The 16,985-nt window shown below is 69.6% G+C and carries 12 protein-coding genes; 8 read left to right on the top strand and 4 right to left on the bottom strand.

What is annotated here, in order from left to right; genetic code table 11:
* Nucleotides 1-126 precede the first annotated feature (126 nt).
* Entirely contained in the window at nt 127-1,209 is a 1,083-nt protein-coding gene (locus ACTMTI_RS10360; RefSeq protein WP_441119899.1) for a glycosyltransferase family 2 protein, read from the top strand.
* Nucleotides 1,206-2,852: a glycosyltransferase family 2 protein gene (locus ACTMTI_RS10355; protein WP_441119897.1), complete on the top strand. Its 1,647-nt coding sequence runs from the start codon at nt 1,206-1,208 to the stop codon at nt 2,850-2,852. Before ACTMTI_RS10360 ends, ACTMTI_RS10355 begins: the two co-directional genes overlap by 4 nt.
* A 49-nt stretch (nt 2,853-2,901) precedes the next feature.
* Here the strand turns inward: ACTMTI_RS10355 and ACTMTI_RS10350 are convergent, their stop codons facing one another.
* Complete coding sequence (locus ACTMTI_RS10350) at nt 2,902-4,743, bottom strand: hypothetical protein (RefSeq protein ID WP_441119895.1); 1,842 nt, start codon at nt 4,741-4,743, stop codon at nt 2,902-2,904.
* A 72-nt stretch (nt 4,744-4,815) separates the two neighbouring features.
* Between ACTMTI_RS10350 and ACTMTI_RS10345 the strand changes: the two genes are divergently transcribed.
* Nucleotides 4,816-6,453, top strand: coding sequence for an asparagine synthetase B family protein (locus ACTMTI_RS10345; RefSeq protein WP_441119893.1), 1,638 nt, complete (start codon nt 4,816-4,818; stop codon nt 6,451-6,453).
* 261 nt (nt 6,454-6,714) lie between these two features.
* Nucleotides 6,715-8,424, top strand: a complete 1,710-nt coding sequence (gene treS, locus ACTMTI_RS10340) for a maltose alpha-D-glucosyltransferase (RefSeq protein WP_441119891.1) — start codon at nt 6,715-6,717, stop codon at nt 8,422-8,424.
* Here treS and ACTMTI_RS10335 read toward each other — a convergent pair.
* Genes ACTMTI_RS10335 through ACTMTI_RS10325 form a run of 3 tightly spaced genes read right to left on the bottom strand, consistent with a single transcriptional unit; the run spans nt 8,411 to nt 11,938 of the window.
* Nucleotides 8,411-10,678 carry an FtsX-like permease family protein gene (locus tag ACTMTI_RS10335; protein ID WP_441119890.1) on the bottom strand — a complete coding sequence of 756 codons (2,268 nt, stop codon included), beginning with the start codon at nt 10,676-10,678 and terminating at the stop codon, nt 8,411-8,413. The genes treS and ACTMTI_RS10335 overlap by 14 nt on opposite strands.
* 28 nt (nt 10,679-10,706) lie before the next feature.
* Nucleotides 10,707-11,435, bottom strand: coding sequence for an ABC transporter ATP-binding protein (locus ACTMTI_RS10330; RefSeq protein WP_441119888.1), 729 nt, complete (start codon nt 11,433-11,435; stop codon nt 10,707-10,709).
* On the bottom strand, nt 11,432-11,938 hold the full coding sequence (locus ACTMTI_RS10325; protein ID WP_441119886.1) for a PadR family transcriptional regulator: 507 nt from the start codon (nt 11,936-11,938) through the stop codon (nt 11,432-11,434). Before ACTMTI_RS10325 ends, ACTMTI_RS10330 begins: the two co-directional genes overlap by 4 nt.
* A gap of 128 nt (nt 11,939-12,066) precedes the next feature.
* Between ACTMTI_RS10325 and ACTMTI_RS10320 the strand changes: the two genes are divergently transcribed.
* From ACTMTI_RS10320 to ACTMTI_RS10305, 4 genes are read left to right on the top strand one after another with little or no spacing between them, the layout of a single operon-like run.
* Nucleotides 12,067-13,317, top strand: coding sequence for an ABC transporter substrate-binding protein (locus tag ACTMTI_RS10320; RefSeq protein WP_441119884.1), 1,251 nt, complete (start codon nt 12,067-12,069; stop codon nt 13,315-13,317).
* A gap of 7 nt (nt 13,318-13,324) precedes the next feature.
* Nucleotides 13,325-14,647, top strand: coding sequence for an ABC transporter substrate-binding protein (locus tag ACTMTI_RS10315; RefSeq protein ID WP_441119883.1), 1,323 nt, complete (start codon nt 13,325-13,327; stop codon nt 14,645-14,647).
* Between the two features lie 12 nt (nt 14,648-14,659).
* Nucleotides 14,660-16,036: an ABC transporter permease subunit gene (locus ACTMTI_RS10310; RefSeq protein ID WP_441119881.1), complete on the top strand. Its 1,377-nt coding sequence runs from the start codon at nt 14,660-14,662 to the stop codon at nt 16,034-16,036.
* A complete protein-coding gene (locus ACTMTI_RS10305; protein ID WP_441119879.1) occupies nt 16,033-16,935 on the top strand; it encodes a carbohydrate ABC transporter permease in 903 nt (300 codons plus the stop codon). The genes ACTMTI_RS10310 and ACTMTI_RS10305 overlap by 4 nt, the downstream gene beginning before the upstream one ends.
* Nucleotides 16,936-16,985: the final 50 nt, after the last annotated feature.

Below are 16,985 nucleotides of genomic sequence, written 5' to 3'. Positions count from 1 at the left end.
TGAGAATCACATCTCTTCCACCTGCGGACCCTGTCCTGCCGAAAGTGCTCCCCGCGTCTACTCGTCAGTAAAACGGGCGTAAGGTAGGCGCCGACTGAGTCCCCAGCGGTCGAGGAGCACCCACCCATGTCCGTCACCCCTTACGGCTTCGCGCGTACGCCGGAGAAGGGGCTGGCCCGCCTGCACTGGGCTGAGATCGGCTGGGCGGTCGAGGGCCAGCCGCCAGAGACGGCCGAGCTGCGCGCACTGCGCGGCCTGGAGATCGAGTGGCCCGCAGCGGAGGTGCCGGAGCTCGCGCTGGACGGCCTGCTGCGCCTGGCCGCCGCCGGCATCCCGCTCACCGCCGGCCGTGCGGCGCCCTGGGTGCCCGCGGATCTCGCCGCGCTGCTCACCGACCACGCCTGGCTCGACCACGCCCCTGACGGCACCGCGCGGTGCCTGGCCGCCCTGCGGCGCGAGGAGCACAGCGTGCGCCTGCGCCGCCTGGCACACCCCACGCCGACCCCCAAGATCAGCATCGTCATGTCGACCAAGCGGCCGGGCCTGGTCGGCGCGGCACTGGCCCAGATGGAGCGGCAGCGCGGCGTCTCGACCGAGGTGCTGCTGGGGCTGCACGGGGTGGCGTACGAGCAGGTACGCGCGGCCGTCGAGAGCTGCGCGCTGCCCGTCACCTGGGTCGAGGCGCCCGCCTCGATGCCCTTCGGGGAGGTGCTCAACCGGGCGGCGGCCCTGGCGGGCGGCGACTTCCTGGCCAAGTGGGACGATGACGACTGGTACGGCCCGCACCACCTGTCCGACCTGGTCATGGCCCTGACGTATGCGGGTGCCGACGTGGTGGGCACGACGGCCGAGTTCTTCTACCTCGAACCGTTGAAGGCGACGATCAGGCGCACGACGTTCGCGAGCGGGGCGGATTATCCGAGCGAGGTCTGGTCGGACCACGTGGCAGGCGGAACCATCTTGCTGCCTCGGGCCAAATTTCAGGAAATAGGAGGATTTCCGGGGGTTTCCCAGGCCGTCGATCTCGAATTCCTCAAGGCCGCGCATGCGGCGGGAGCGCGCATTTACCGCACCCACGGGCTCGGCTACGTCCTGCGCCGAGGGCTCAGCGACGAGCACACCTGGCGGCTGCCGCTGGCCCACTTCCTCAAGGTGGCCGCCAACCAGTGGCGAGGCTTCCGCCCGAGCCTGCTCGTGGAAGCCGCATGACCGCATCCGGCGCGGACGTTCGCGGCCGCGTGCGCGGCAACGACTACCGCGTACTCCAGCCTCCGCAGCGCCTGAAGCCCGAGCTCACGGTCAGCGTGGTCATCCCGGCCTACGGCGGGCAGGACAAGCTCGACCTGGTGCTGGCCGGGCTGGCCAGGCAGACCTACCCTGCCGAGCTGACCGAGGTCATCGTCGTCGACAACGGCAGCACGCCGCCGCTGCGCCTGCCCGCCATCCGCCCCGCCGGGACGCGGCTGATCGTCTGCCCGGAGCCGGGCCGGGCCACCGCGCGCAACGCCGGCCTGGCCGAGGCGACCGGCGACGTGATCCACTGGCTGGACTCCGACGTGGTGCTCACGCCCGGCGCGATCGAGGCCCACATGCGCTGGCACCACGCGGCCCCGTACCTGGTCGTCACCGGCTACATCCGCTTCACCGGCGCCCAGCTGCCCGCCGAGCTGCCGGAGGACCTGGAGAAGCACTTCGAGCCGGCCGAGCCGCACGCCTGGATCGTCGACCTCGTCGAGCGCACCAACGGCCTCACCGACAACCCGCAGCGCCCGTTCAGCCTGCACGTCGGGGGCGCGACGTCGGTCAACGCCCGGCTGATCGCGGCGGCGGGCCCGATGGACGAGGAGCTGATACTCGGCCAGGACACCGAGATGGGCTACCGCCTGGCGCAGGCGGGCGCGGTCTTCGTGCCCGAGCCGGCGGCCCGGGCCTACCACCTCGGCCCGACGATGCGGATGCGCGACAAGCAGCCGATCGACCGGGTGAGCCACGCCTTCGTGGCCGACCGCATCCCGGCCTACCGCTGGCTGCGCGGCCACCCCGGGCGGCAGTGGAAGGTTCCGTACGTCACCGTGATCGTGGACGGGACGGCGGGCTACGACTCGGTACGGGCGACGGTGGACGCGCTGCTCGCCGGCACCGTCCCCGACATTTCGGTCCTCCTGCTCGGCCCCTGGGACGCCCTCCAGCGCGAGCGCCGCGCCCCTCTCCGGGACCCCGACCTCGACCTGGTGCTGGTCCACGGCCACTACCTGCACGAGGGCCGGGTACGCCTGGCCGCCGGCGAGGACGTCGACCCCGCCGTGCCCTTCGTGCTGCGCCTGCCGCCTGGCTGGGTCCCCGGCGAAGACAGCCTGGCGCGCCTGCTGGATCTGGCCCGCGACGAAAGTCTGGGCCTGGTCAACGTGCTGCTCCACGAATCGTCCGAGGGCGTCGTCGCGGCCCGCTTGGAACGGGTGTCCGCCTTCGCCAGGGCCCGGATCGTCCGCGAGCCCGGCGAGGACCTGGACGACGCGGTGGACGCGGTGTCGGGGGTGTCCTGGGTCGAGGCCGGGACCTACGGGTTCACCACCGACCCGGCGCCCCTGCTCGGGCGGCGGGGGACGTACCGGGCCCGGATGGAGGCGCAGGCCGAGACCGCCCGGCTGGCCAAGGAGGCCGAGCGGCTGCGCGGCCAGGTGGCCAAGTGGAAGGAGGAGTCGGGGCGCTGGCGGAAGACGGCGGTGGAGCTGCGCCGCGAGGTCGGCTCCCTGCGCCGCCAGCTCGCCGCCGCAGGCCGCGCTCAGAAGAGCCTGCGTGCGCTGGTCGCGTCCACCATGAAACGCGCCCTCCGCAAACGCCTCCGCGGCTAGCCCCCGGCCCCGCCGCTCCCCCGGGACGTCATGAGTCGCACCCGGCGGCTCAGATGAGCGCGTGCGGTTCGGCGGAGCCGTATTCGACCAGGTGGGCGGCGCCCAGGAGCCAGCGGTCCTCGTCGCGCACCCGTACGTAGCCGAACCTGTCCGCCGAGAACACCTTGATCCCGTCCGTGCGGCACTGCCGCATGAGGACCTCGTCCCAGCCCTCGGTGAGGTCGGCGAAGCCCAGCTCGCGCAGCGCGTTGCGGCGGGCCAGGAGAGTCGCGCCGGCGATCTCCGGGAGGTAGGCGTATTCGGCGTCGGGCTGCTTGAGCAGCGTGGCCTGGGGCTTGCGCAGGTGGGCGTAGAAGGCGGCCTTGCCCACGATGTCGGCGGTGCTGAACAGGAAGGCCCGCCGCAGGTCGGACAGGTAATGCGGGCCGTACACGTCGCGCGGGTCCATGACCGCCACCAGGTCGGCCTCGCACAGGTCGAGGCCGGCGTCGAGCATCGCGCCCTCGGTCATCGCGGGATGCGGGCGGCGGTAGACGACCTCCACGTCCGGCAGCACGTCGCGGGCCCGCAGCTCGGCCTCGGGAGGGCCGATGACGATGAGCTGGGCCACGCCCGACTGCTTGGCGACCTGCGCGAGCCCGTGCTCCATCCGGTACGGGTCCATGATCGGCAGCAGCACGGAGGTGTTGAGCGTGGCACGGGCGCTGGGCAGGCCGATCGCGTCCAGCATCTCGTCGATGCGCTCAGTCATCGTGCCCATCTGGTACGCCCGCCGCAGCGCCACATGCGCCCGCCGGGTGTCCGGCTCGGTGCCGATGGGCGTGCCACAGGCGGCGATCTCGGCCAGCCGCCACTGCGGCGTGCCCGGCGGGCAGTCCGCCGCGGCCGGCCAGCGGTAGGAGGTCAGCACGTCCGGGTAGGTCAGGTGGCCGGGCAGGAGCTGGTCCAGCGTCAGCACCCGGTCGATGCGCCCGCCCGCCAGCGGCAGCGGATTGTGGATCCGGGGCTGCACCCCGAACTGCAGCCGCGGCCAGGCCACCGACAGGTCGGTCGTGAACCGGTGCTCGAACAGCTCGGCCGCGGCGGCGTAGGCGGCCACGTCGCCCTGCGTGTGCCAGAAGACCGTGCGGATGCCGCGCTCGGCACACCAGGCCAGCAGCGCCTTGAGCCCTTCGCCGGGCTCGCCGGTGATCTCCTCTGCCCACGGCCCCTGCCTGACCGACTCGACGACGAGCAGGTGGGGCACCTCCAGCGGAAGCACCCGGGCGAAGTCGCGCGGGGTGAAGCCGATGGTCTGCCGCCACTCGTAGCGCAGCAGCGCTTCGGCGTGCGGGTCGGCGATCACCGCGGCCGTCAGGTGCGGCCGCGTGTTGGGGCCGGTCGGCACCCGGAACGGCTTGAGCTTGAACGAGGCGCCCCCGAGCGTCCTGGTCGAGGTCGTGGCCTGGAACGACGCTCCCGGGCGCTCTTCCTTCGCCTTGATGGCCATGGGCGGCTTGCGCTTGGGCGCGATGGGCCGCTTGACCGGCTTGGCGGCGCCCCTGAGGCCCTTGGCCAGCCGCACCGGATTGCTCTTGCCGCTCCTGATGGCGTCGCCGAGCCGGTTCCAGCGCGCGACCTTGATGGAGGACAGCTTCCAGTTGGCCACTTCGGCCTGGAAGCGCTGCTCGGCCAGCTCCTTGCGCAGCTTGTCGGCGGCGGCCTGCTCGGCGGCGAGTTGTTCCTCGGCCTCGCTCAGCTTCTCGGCCAGCGCCTTGGTCTCCTCGACGCTCCGCTCGGCCTCGGCCAGCCGGGCCTGGGCGGCGTCCAGGAGCCTGGCCAGTTCAGCGGCGCGCTCGGCCTGCGCGACCGCATCCCGTAGCGCCCTGCGCGTGCTCTCCAGCTCAGTCACAAACCGTCCTCCGCTTCCTCAGCCCGGCAAAGGATACTCTTTTGCGGAAGCGTCTCGAAGGGATGAGATCCGGTGCAGTTCAACGTAAGACCCTACGTCTGTGGCGCTCTCGGCCGGATCGACACCGCCATTCTGGGCAAGCTGACCACTGCGGGGCCGCGCGTGCGGCCGGCGCTGCAGACGGCCGAGGCGGCGCTGTTCAGTTCCACGCCGTTGCCGCCCTACCACCGGGCCGGTGACGCGTACGCGTTCGCCTGGGGCGAGCGCAGACCGGCCGCGGCCGCGGACTGGATCACGGTCGCGGAGACGTACGAGACGCCGGGGCTGATCGGCGATGACAACCGGGTCGCGCTCCACGCGGGCGCGCTCGGGCTGGTGGACGTCTACTACGTGCGCCAGGGCGAGGCGGTCTACTTCTCGTCGCTGATCCAGCCGCTGCTCAGCCTGGTGCCGATCACGATCGACTGGTCGGCCTGGGCCTCGATCATCCAGGTGACGTTCCCGCTGGGCGAGGCGACCCCGTACACCGAGGTCAAGCGGCTGCCGGGAGCCAGCGCCGTGGTGTTCGAGCACGGCCGGCTGGCCACCGAGCGGCGGCTGCCGCGCTGGCTGCGTACCGAGCCGTACGAGGCGTGGACCAGCCCGGAGGAGATCGTCGAGCTGCTGCACCAGGTCTACGCGGACTACGAAGGACGCAAGCTGCTCGTGCCGGTCAGCGGCGGCTACGACTCGCGGCTGCTGGCGAGCGTGGCCAAGGCCCGCGGCGCGGACGTCGAGTCGTGGACGACGAGTCCCGACGACGGCACCGACACCGACATCGCCTTCGCCAAGGCGATCACCAAGGAGCTGGGCATCCCGCACCGGGTGATCACCCAGGACGCCGCCGGCTACCCGCAGGACGCGGCCGAGGTGGCCCGCCGGCTGGAATACCTGACCCCGCACCACGCCTGGTACGCGCCCTTCGCCAAGGAGGTGCACGGCGCGGGCCGGATCCTGATCGACGGGCTGGCCGGTGGGCCGCTGCTGAAGAACTTCATGGTCAGCGGGGCCGCGCTGGAGGCGAGGACGCAGGCCGAGCGGTCGGCGGCGGTGCTCGGCTCGCTGTCTCTCGGCGCGCCTTCCCTGCCGTTCCTGTCCAAGAGCGCCGCGGAGTGGATCGAGGAGTCCGTACGCGAGCAGTTCGCGGCCGCCACCTCCATGCTCCACGGGCACCGCGCGGAGCTGCCGCTGTCGGTGCTGCACACCAGGACCGTACGGGGCATCGCGCGCTCGGCGGTCAACCTGGTCGGTCCCGAGGCGTCGTTCGCCGCGCCTTTCATCCACCCGGACTTCTTCGACGCCGCGCTGTCGGTGGGCGTGGCCCGCAAGGACAAGGGCCGCTTTTACCGAGAGGTGCTGCACGCGGCCAATCCGCGGGTGGCCGCGTTGCCCTCGACCAATGTCGTCAAACAACCGCTCCAGCGGGTGCCGTTGCGCTCCACGGCCGGGCCGGCCCGCGTTTATGGGCATCGAATGCTGGAGACCGTGGCGGACCGGGTGCCGGGGCTGTTGTCGGAGGAGCTGCACGAGGTGATCGCGGGTGGCCCCGACGAGCTGACCAGGTTCAACGGCTGGAATGACCGCTTCTGGGTGCGTGGATTGGTACTCTTCGGGCTCTGGTTGAGCGACTTCGAAAACGACCTCGCGGACCTGGCCCCACCTTTTTCATGAACCCTGGGTAACAGTGCGGTTACATACGGATCTCGTGGGTATTAACCGTCGCACAGCAGAAGCGGGTTCCGGAAAGCCAACGGGCTGGTAGTGTTCGGCCCGTAAGCGCCGCACAAACGAGCACCAGATCACAAATCCGGGCTCGTTCGAGGGCAGTGGGGTTCGCAGGGATGACGACCCCACGCGGCGCGGTCACCAGCAAAGAACGCCGGGGTAACCGGTGACTTCGTCCTGCCCACATCTCTTCCTGTGAGCGACAATATGATCAACGCATCCCCATCGCCGGAGCCGATCTCCGAGGCGTTCGTCTCCGAAGATCCGGCCTGGTACAAGCGGGCGGTGTTCTACGAGGTGCTCGTCCGGGGGTTCAAGGACTCCAACGGCGACGGCACCGGCGACTTGCGCGGGCTGATCGAGAAGCTCGGCTACCTTGAGTGGCTTGGCGTCGACTGTCTGTGGTTGTTGCCGCTCTACGAGTCGCCGCTGCGCGACGGCGGCTACGACATTTCGGACTATATGAAGATTCTTCCGGACTTCGGGGATCTCGGGGACTTTGTCCAGCTGATCGAGTCCGCCCACGAGCGTGGCCTGCGGATCGTCACCGACCTCGTGATGAACCACACGAGCGACAAGCATCCCTGGTTCCAGGCGTCCCGGCACGACCCCGAGGGGCCGTACGGCGACTTCTACGTCTGGTCGGACCACCCCGGCGGCTACCCCGACGCGCCGATCATCTTCATCGGTGCCGAGGAGTCCAACTGGACCTACGACCCGGTGCGCAAGCAGTACTACTGGCACCGCTTCTTCCACCACCAGCCGGACCTGAACTATGACAACCCGGCGGTGCAGGAAGCCATGCTGGAGGTGCTGCGGTTCTGGCTGGACCTGGGCATCGACGGGTTCCGGCTGGACGCGGTCCCCTACCTGTTCGAGCGGGAGGGCACGGCGTGCGCCGGGCTGCCGGAAACGCACTCGTACCTGAAGATGATCCGCGCCGAGGTCGACCGCCTCTACCCGGACCGCGTGCTGCTGGCCGAGGCCAACGGCTGGCCCGAGGACGTCGTGGAGTATTTCGGCGACCCCACGACGGGAGGTGACGAATGCCACATGGCCTTCCACTTCCCGCTCATGCCGCGCATCTACATGGCGGTCAAGAAGGAGACCCGCGAGCCGATCTCCGAGATCATGTCGCTCACGCCGAAGCTGCCCGAGCACGCGCAGTGGGGCATCTTCCTGCGTAACCACGACGAGCTCACGCTCGAGACGGTGACCGAGGAAGAGCGCGACTACATGCACAAGGAGTACGCCAAGGACCCGCGCATGCGGGCCTACCTCGGCATCCGCCGGCGCCTTGCCCCGCTGCTCGACAACGACAGGGACCGGATCGAGCTGTTCACGGCGCTGCTGCTGAGCCTGCCGGGCTCGCCGATCATCTACTACGGCGACGAGATCGGCATGGGCGACAACATCTGGCTGGAGGACCGGGACGCGGTCCGCACGCCGATGCAGTGGAGCCCGGACCGCAATGCCGGGTTCTCCACGGCCGACCCCGGCCGGCTCTACCTGCCGGTCGTCATGGACCCGATCTACGGCTACCAGGCGGTCAACGTGGAGGCCCAGCAGCGCCATGAGGGCTCGCTGCTCCACTTCACCCGCAAAATGCTGGAGATCCGCCACAAGCACCCGGTGTTCGGCATCGGCGCCTACACGGAAATGTGGTCGTCGAACCCGTCCGTGCTCACGTTCGTCCGCGAGGACGGCGACGACATCATGCTGTGCGTGAACAACCTGTCGAAGTTCCCGCAGCCGGTGGAGCTGGACCTGCGCAGGTTCGAGGGCCTGATCCCGGTCGAGGCGCGCGGCGGGGTGCCGTTCCCGCCGGTCGGGGAGCTGCCCTACCTGCTGACGCTGCCCGCTCACGGGTTCTACTGGTTCGCGCTCAAGCCCGCCGAGGCCGTCAGCGCGACGTGACCGGCACCTGGGCACGGGCCGCGCGACGCGCCGGGATGAGCGCGACCGCGAGGGCCGTGCCCACGACCGCCACGATGGCGATGGCCAGCGTCGAGGCCGAGGGCGGGCGGCCGATGCCCGCCCCGACGCCGCTCGTGTAACCCTGCAGGTCGATCAGCCCGGTCACCACGGACGCCCCCACCGCGGCGCCCGCGCCGACGCCGAGCACGACCAGCAGTCCCGTGCCGGTCACGAGCGTGGCCATGACCTGGCGGGGCGTCAGCCCCATGGCCTTCAGCACGGCCAGGTCGAAGGCATGGTCGCGCAGGCCGAGCGCGCTGGCGGTGAGCAGGTTGGCCAGGCCGATCAGGGTCAGCACGACGATCAGCGCGACGATCACCACCCTGATGATCGACAGCCGGTCCGCCGGGTTGACCGCGGCCTGCACGTCCAGGCTCTCCCCCGACTCGGCCAGCAGCCTGCCGCGTACTTCCGCCTGGTCGGCGCCCGGCTTCAGGGCGAGCGCGTAGAACTCCGGCGGCACCGCGTCCTTGGCCGCCAGGCTGTCGAGCCCCACCGAGATCACCTCGCCGTCCAGGTCGGGCTCGACGGTCCTGCCGACGATCCGGACGATCAGCGGTGTGCCGCCCACGGTGAGCCGCACCCGATCGCCGATCTTGATGCCCAGCAGGTCCAGCAATCCCTGGCCGGCGACGGCCTCGCCCTGGCGGCCGTACATGCGGCCCTCGACCACGGGGAACGGGTACGGCTCCGTCGAGCTGCCGATGGCCCGCACCCGGACCGAGCGGGCCTCGCCGGGGGCCAGGGCGTTGACGTCGGTGCCCGGGTAGACCGCGGCCACGTCCCGGTCCCGCTCGGCGATGCGCTTGGCGTCGGCCGACTCCAGCTTGCCCGGCCTCACGTACAGGCTCGCGTGCTGGCCCACCTGCTCCGGATGGTCGGCGAAATTGTCCAGCGTGGCCCACACGCCGAGCCCGATCGTGATCATCATCATCGGCACGGCCAGCCCGAACGCCGTCAGGAACGCGGGCACCCGTCTGGTGAAGGCGTCCCTGGTGCCCAGCACGAGGGCGGGCGGGAGACGTACGAGGAGGGCGAGCCTGGCCAGCCTGGACAGGTGGCCGCGCGGCGGGGCGGCGGGCACGTCGGGGATCGGCGGCGTGCGGCCGCCGCGCCAGGCGGGCAGCCCTACGGCGGCCAGCACCACCAGCGCCGTGCCCGCGACGATGGCCAGCACCGGCCCCGGCGCGACCGAGGTCGCCCCCAGCATCGCGGCCATCACGCCCCAGCCCGCGATGGTGCCGATCGCCACACCGAGCAGCCCGAGCGCGCCGTGCTCGACCAGCAGCAACAGTGCGACCTGCCCCTTGGTGAAGCCCATGGACTTGAGCGTGGCCAGGTCGCGTAGCTGCCCGAGCACCCGGCCGCCGGCCGCGTTGGCCAGCGCGAGCGCCGCGGCCACCAGCCCGACCACGCCGAACAGCGCCAGCAGCGTGCCCAGCAGCCGGTTGTCCAGCTCCATCGCGGCCCTGACCTCGCGCCAGGTGTAGACCCGCTGCAGCTTGTCGTCCAGCATGACCACCACGCGTTGCGAGACGACCTGCGTGGCGTCGGGGTCGGCCAGGCGCAGCCCGGTCACCCACTCGCTGCGGCCGAGCATGGGCTCGATCCTGTCGAGCATGGCCGGCAGCACGTAGGCCAGGCCGGGCGTCCACTGCGGGTAGAAGCCCTGCTCGGCGGAGTCGGCGATGCCGCGCACGTAGAGGGTGTGCCGCTCGCCGCTGAGCGCGATGACCGTGAAAGGGGCGCCGATCCTCAGCCGCAGCGTGGTGGCGAAGGAGCGTTCGACCACCACCCCGTCGGGCTGAGCAGCGTCCAGCCACCTGCCCTCGGCCACCAGCGGGTGCGCCACCTGCGGCGGCGTGGCGGTCATCGCGCGCAGCGCGGCCGGCTCCTTCTTGCCGTCCTGCGCCACGGTCACGGGCGCCGACCGGTACGGGCCGGCGACCTGCGTCACGCCGTCGATGCCGCCCAGGGCCACCTGCGGGCTGTCGTCGGTGTAGAGCCAGACGTGAGCCCCGTCGGTCTGGGCGAACAGGCTCCGCCACGGGTTCGTGCCGTCCTCCAGCAGGGTCGCCGCGGTGATCAGCGCGGCCACGATCCCGGCCACGGCCAGCACGGTCAGCACCGCCTGGCCCGCCCTGGCCCGCAGGTCGGCCTTGATCCACCGGCTCCCCGCCAGCGCGGTGCTCATGGGTGGCTCACCGCCGGCCGCCGCTCGCTCATCGGAGGTCGATCACCTCGCCGGCCGTGCCCGTGCGCCTGCGCGCGATGCGGCCGTCGTCGACGATCTCCCCGTCGAACAGCGACACCAGCCGGTCGGCCAGACTCGCCACGCGGGCGTCGTGCGTGACCATGACGATCGTCTGGCCCTCCTTGTGCACCTCGCTGAGCAGCCGCAGCACGTCACGCGTGTTGCGGCTGTCGAGGTTGCCCGTCGGCTCGTCGGCCAGCAGCAGGCTGGGCTGGTTGGCCAACGCCCTGGCCAGCGCGACCCGTTGCTGCTCGCCGCCGGACAACTGGGCGGGCGAGGCGTCGGCGCGATCGGTGAGGTTGAGCGCGCCGAGCAGGCTCTCCCTGCGCTCGCGGGCCACCTTGGGCGAGACCCCGGCCAGTAGCGCCGGCAGCTCGACGTTGTCGCCGACGGTCATGTTGGCGACGAGGTTGAAGAACTGGAAGACGAAGCCGATCTTCTTGCGCCGCAGCAGCGCCCACGCGCTCTCCGACAGCGTGTCGACGCGCTGCCCGTCGAGCCAGATCTCGCCGCTGGTCCTGGTGTCGAGCCCGCCCAGCATGTGGACGAGCGTGGACTTCCCGGAGCCGGAAGGCCCCATGATCGCGACGAACTCGCCCGGCTCGATCTGCAGGTCCACGCCACGCACGGCGGGCACGGGAACCGCGCCGTCCTGGTAGATCTTGACCAGATTGACCGTTTTCACTACCGCGCTCATGCCAGATCCTCCTGGCATCGCTCCAGCCAGTCAAGATCCGCCTGCAGGTGCAGCATGGCTCCTTCGATGAGCAGTGCGGCCACCCGGTCGGTCGGCGGCGTGCGGGACAGGAGGTCGTTGAGATCGCTCATGAGCCCCAGATAGTGGCGGCGCTGCCGGCTGATCAGCGCCATCCGGTCGGCGATGCCCGTGAGCGGCGCGAGCACGAGCTTCATGAAGAACTCGTCGCGTACCCTGGGTCCCTCGGTGGGCTCGTCCACCCAGGTGGTGAGCACCTCGCGGCCCTTGGCGGTCAGGTAGTAGACCTTCTTGTTGGGCCGGTTGGACTGCTCCACGTCCACGGCCCTGACCAGACCGTCCTTCTCCAGCCTGCCGAGCGTCACGTAGATCTGGCCGATGTTGGGCGAGGGATACGCGCCGCCGAAGGTCTGCTCGAGCGCCTGCTTCAGCTCATAGCCGTGAGCCGGCTCTTTGGCCAGGAGCGCCAGCAGGTGAAGCCGCACGCCTCATCTCCCGCCTGTGTTACGAATGCGTTACGTGATTATCCGTTGACCTTCAGATTACAGGTGTGCATAACATGAATGCATGTACCTAACACGTATGTAACCACTCTGAACATGGAGGAAACAGAGTGCTGCGCTCGCTTCGGCTCACACTGGCCATGCTCCTGGCGACGGCCGGCTGCGCCTCGGCGGGCGATGAGGGCGGCGGCGACACGGGGACGGGCGGAACCGGGCCCATCACGTTCGCCACCGGCCGCGACACCACGGCATACCTGCAACCCCTGCTCGATCGCTGGAACCAGGCCCACCCGGCCGAGAAGGTGACGCTGCTGGAACTGCCCGAGGCCGCCGACGAGCAGCGCGCTCAGATGGTGGCCAACCTCCAGGCCCAGAGCAACCGCTACGACGTGCTGGGGCTCGACGTGGTGTGGACCGCCGAGTTCGCGGAGAACGGCTGGATCATCCCCCTGGAGCGCGGGTTGTTCCCGCTCGACAGGTTCCTGCCGCCTGTCGTGGAAACGGCGGTCTACAAGGACAAACTGTGGGCGGTCCCGTACACGAGCAACGCGGGACTGCTCTACTACCGGACCGACCTGGTCAAGAAGCCGCCGCGGACGTGGGCGGAGCTACGCGACCAGGCACGACAGGTGACGAAAAAGCACAACGTAGAAGGCTATGCCGGCCAGTTCCTGGCCTACGAGGGGCTCACCGTGAACTTCTCCGAGGCCGTGCAGTCGGCCGGGGGACAGATTCTCAGCCACGACGGCTCGGAGGTGACGCTCGACCCGGCCACCGGCGAGACCGCGCTCGATTTCCTGCTCCAAGGGCTGCGCGAGGGCTGGATACCCAAGGAGTCCCTGAGCTTCAAGGAGGAGGAGTCGCGCCTGGCCTTCCAGGAGGGCCGGCTGGCGTTCGCCCGCAACTGGCCGCACGCGTACGGCCCGGCGAAGGCCGAGCTGGGCGACAAGATCGCGGTGACCAGGCTGCCCGGGCTGAACGGGCCGGGGTCCAGCACGCTGGGCGGCGTCAACCTGGCCATCAGCGCCTACTCCAAGCACCAGCACACCGCACAGGAGTTCATCCGCTACTTCACGAGCCTGGAGAACGAGCGCCGGGTGCTCACCGAGGGCTCGTTCCCGCCTGTGTGGACGGAGCTCTACGACGATCCCGCACTGATCAAACGTTTCCCGTACCTGCCGGTGCTCAAGGAGAGCATCCTCGCCGCCAAGGCACGGCCGATGAGCGCCAACTACAACCAGCTGAGCCTGGTGATCGCGAGCTCGGTCGCCAAGGCCCTGAGCACCCCCACCCCCGAGTCCGCCGACGACGTCGCGGCCTCCATGAAGTCCGAACTCGAAGAGATCATCAGAACCCAGTGAGGCAGTCATGCGAAAAGCCAGAGCAGCAGCGATCCTGGCCGGGCTTGCGGTAGCCGTCGCCGCCTGCGGAAACGCTCCCACCACGACCCAGCCCACGGCATCGAGCCCGGCCACGGCGGGCGGCGGCGACAAGTCGCTGCAGGGCGTCAAGATCGAAATTGCCGCCAAGTGGACGGGCAAGGAGCAGGAGAATTTCGAGCAGGTACTCAAGGCCTTCGAGGACAAGACCGGCGCCGAGGTGACCTACGCCTCCACCAATGAGGACACCGCCGCCTACCTCGGCCCGCGCATCCAGGCCGGCAGCCCGCCGGATGTGGCGATTCTGCCGCAACCGGGTCTAGTGCAGCAGTACGCCGAGCAGAAGGCGCTCAAGCCGCTGAGCGATGCGGTCATCACAGAGATCGACGGCAACTACACGCCGTACTGGAAGGAGCTCGGCTCCGCCGACGGGCAGGTCTACGGCGTGCTGGTCAAGGCCGCGCACAAGTCGCTGCTCTGGTACCGCGATCAGGCGTTCCAGGACGCCGGCGTGCAGCCTCCGACCAACTGGGACGAGCTTCTGAAGGTCTCCCAGACCATCGCGGACTCCGGCACTCCCCCCTTCGCGTTCTGTGGCGGCTCGGGCTGGACGCTGACCGACGTGTTCGAGAACGTCTACCTGTCCGTCGCGGGCCCGGAGAAGTACGACCAGCTCTCCAAGCACGAGATCCCGTGGACCGACCCCAGCGTCGCCACTGCGCTGGAGAAGATCGGGCAGATCGTGGGCAAGAAGGAATACATCGCGGACGGTAGCTCCGGCGCCCTGCAGAGTGTCTTCCCGGACTGCGTGAACAAGGTCTACGGTCAGAAGAAGGCCGCCATGGTCATCGAGGGGGACTTCGTCGCCACCGAAGCCACGCAGGCCGGGGCCAAGGTGGGCGAGGACGCCAAGTACGTCCCGTTCCCGAAGGTGGGCGACACCGCGCCGGTCATGGTCGGCGGTGACATCGCGGTCGCGATGAAGGACTCGCCCGGCGCCATGGCGCTGCTGCAGTTCCTGGCCTCCAAGGAGGGCGGCGAGATCTGGGCCAAGCTCCCCGGCTACCTGTCGCCCAACAAGAACGTCTCCCCCGACAACTACCCCGACGAGCTGACCAAGCAACTCGGCCAGACGATCATCTCGGCCGGCGACGCCGTCCGCTATGACATGTCCGACCTGGCGCCGAGCGCCTTCGGCGGCACCGACGGCAAGGGCGAGTGGAAGGTGCTCCAGGACTTCCTGCGCAACCCCGCCGACATCAAGGGCGCCCAGACCGCGCTCGAAGCCGAGGCCAAGAAGGCCTGGAAGTAAAGAGGTAAGGCCGTGACCGAACGGTTGGACGGCCCGCAGGACCCGCCCGCGGAGACCGCGGGCGGGCCCTCCACCGGACCGGCTGAAACCCCCCGAACGCAACGACGCCTCGGCCCCTCCCCCGTGGTCGCGATCGCCTTCCTCCTTCCGGCGGCGCTGCTGCTGGGAATCTGGGTGGTCTACCCGATCGTCTACTCGATCTTCCGGAGCCTGTTCGACGCGAACGGCACCGGATTCGTCGGGCTGGGCAACTACACGACGATCTTCTCCGATCCCGCTACGTTCACCACGATCCGCAACAACCTCATCTGGGTGGTCGTCGCGCCGATCGTGGTCACCACGCTCGGCCTGATCTTCGCGGTGCTGACCGAGCGGATCAAATGGGCGACGGCGTTCAAGCTGATCGTGTTCATGCCGATGGCGGTCTCGCTGATGGCGGCGGGCGTGATCTTCCGCCTCGTCTACGAGGAGGACCCGGACAAGGGCCTGGCCAACGCGATCCTGACCACCGTGCACGACACGTTCTCCTCCTCACAGGGCTACCCGGAGGCCCGCCCGCGCGAGGGCGACCAGTCGCAGGTGGCCGCCCAGAACGGCGCGGTCGTCACCAAGCAGCCCGCCCAGGCGGGCCAGCCGGTGCTGATCCCCATCGTCGGCGTCAAGCCGGCGGTCATGCCGGGCAACGCGCAGCCGGCCAAGGCTCCCCCGGCGGGCAACGAGCTGTCGGGAACCGTCTGGTTCGACTTCACGCCGGGCGGCGGCGGGCAGAGCGGCGCGGTGGACGGCACCGAGAAGGGCCTGCCGGGCATGACCGTCGAGGCGGTCCAGAACGGCCAGGTCGCGGGGACCGCCACGACCGCCGACGACGGCACGTTCCGCTTCCAAGGACTCCCCGCCGGCTCCTATGTCGTACGGCTCCCGCAGTCGAACTTCCAGGCCGCCTACGGCGGGCTGACCTGGCTCGGCCCGACCCTCATCACCCCGGCGATCATCGGCGCGTTCGTCTGGGTGTGGGCCGGGTTCGCCATGGTGCTGATCGCGGCGGGGCTGTCGGCGATCCCGCGGGACGCCTTGGAGGCGGCCCGCATCGATGGTGCCACGGAGTGGCAGGTGTTCCGCAGGATCACGGTGCCGCTGCTGTCGCCGGTGCTGCTCGTCGTCTTCGTGACGATGATCATCAATACGCTGAAGGTGTTCGACCTGGTGTTCATCATCGCGCCGCCCTCGGTCCAGCCCCAGTCGAACGTGGTCGCGCTGGAGATGTGGCGTGTGGCGTTCGGCGGCGGGAACAACCAGGGCCTGGGCAGTGCGCTGGCCATCTTCCTGTTGATTCTGGTCCTCCCCTTCATGATCATGAACATTCGCCGGTTCAGGAGGGAGAGCTCATGACCGCCGCCGCTACCGCCACGGCGCCGCCCAGGCTGGAGACGGGCACGCCACGCAGGGGCGTACTCGGCAAGATCGTCGATCGCCTGGGCAGTGGGATCGTCCAGGTCGTGATGGTGGTGCTGGGCCTGTTCTGGCTGGTGCCCACGCTCGGCCTGCTGGTCGTCTCCATGCGAACCACGAAGGTCAACAACGCCGAGGGCTGGTGGACGATCTTCACCAAGCCGGCCGAGCTGACCATCGAGAACTACAAGAACCTGCTGAGCGGCGGGTTCACGGCGTCCTTCTGGAACACCGTGCTGATCACGGTGCCGACCACGATCCTGGTGATCGGCATCGCGGCCATGGCGGCGTACGCGTTCGCGTGGATGGACTTCCCCGGGCGTGACGCGGCGTTCCTCGTGGTCGTCGGGCTGCTGATCGTGCCCATCCAGATCGCGCTGATCCCCGTCGCCACCCTCTACGGAAACGCCGGGATCTTCGGCTCGATCCCGGGAGTGGTGCTGTTCCACGTGGCGTTCGGACTACCGTTCGCGATCTTCCTGCTGCGAAACTTCTTCGTCGGCATCCCCGCCTCGCTGCTGGAGGCGGCACGGATGGACGGCGCCCCGGAGTGGAAGATCTTCGCGTCGGTGGTGTTCCCGCTGGGCAAGCCCGCCATCGCCTCGCTGGGCATCTTCCAGTTCTTGTGGGTGTGGAACGACATGCTCATCGCGCTGGTCTTCGCCAACACCGACAACCAGCCGATGACGAAATACCTGCAGTCTCAGATGCGGCAGTTCGGGTCGAACGTCGACATTCTCTCCTCCGGCGCGTTCCTGTCGCTGATCATCCCGCTGATCCTGTTCTTCGCGTTCCAGCGGTATTTCGTGCAGGGCATGATGGCCGGATCCGTCAAGTGACCCGTCCGTCGTGATCATTCTGGTACGGCTTGCGGTGACGTTTCGGCCAC

The organism is Nonomuraea sp. H19 (genome assembly GCF_052068215.1).
Classification (GTDB): domain Bacteria; phylum Actinomycetota; class Actinomycetes; order Streptosporangiales; family Streptosporangiaceae; genus Nonomuraea.
This window is presented reverse-complemented; position numbering and strand designations above follow the sequence as displayed.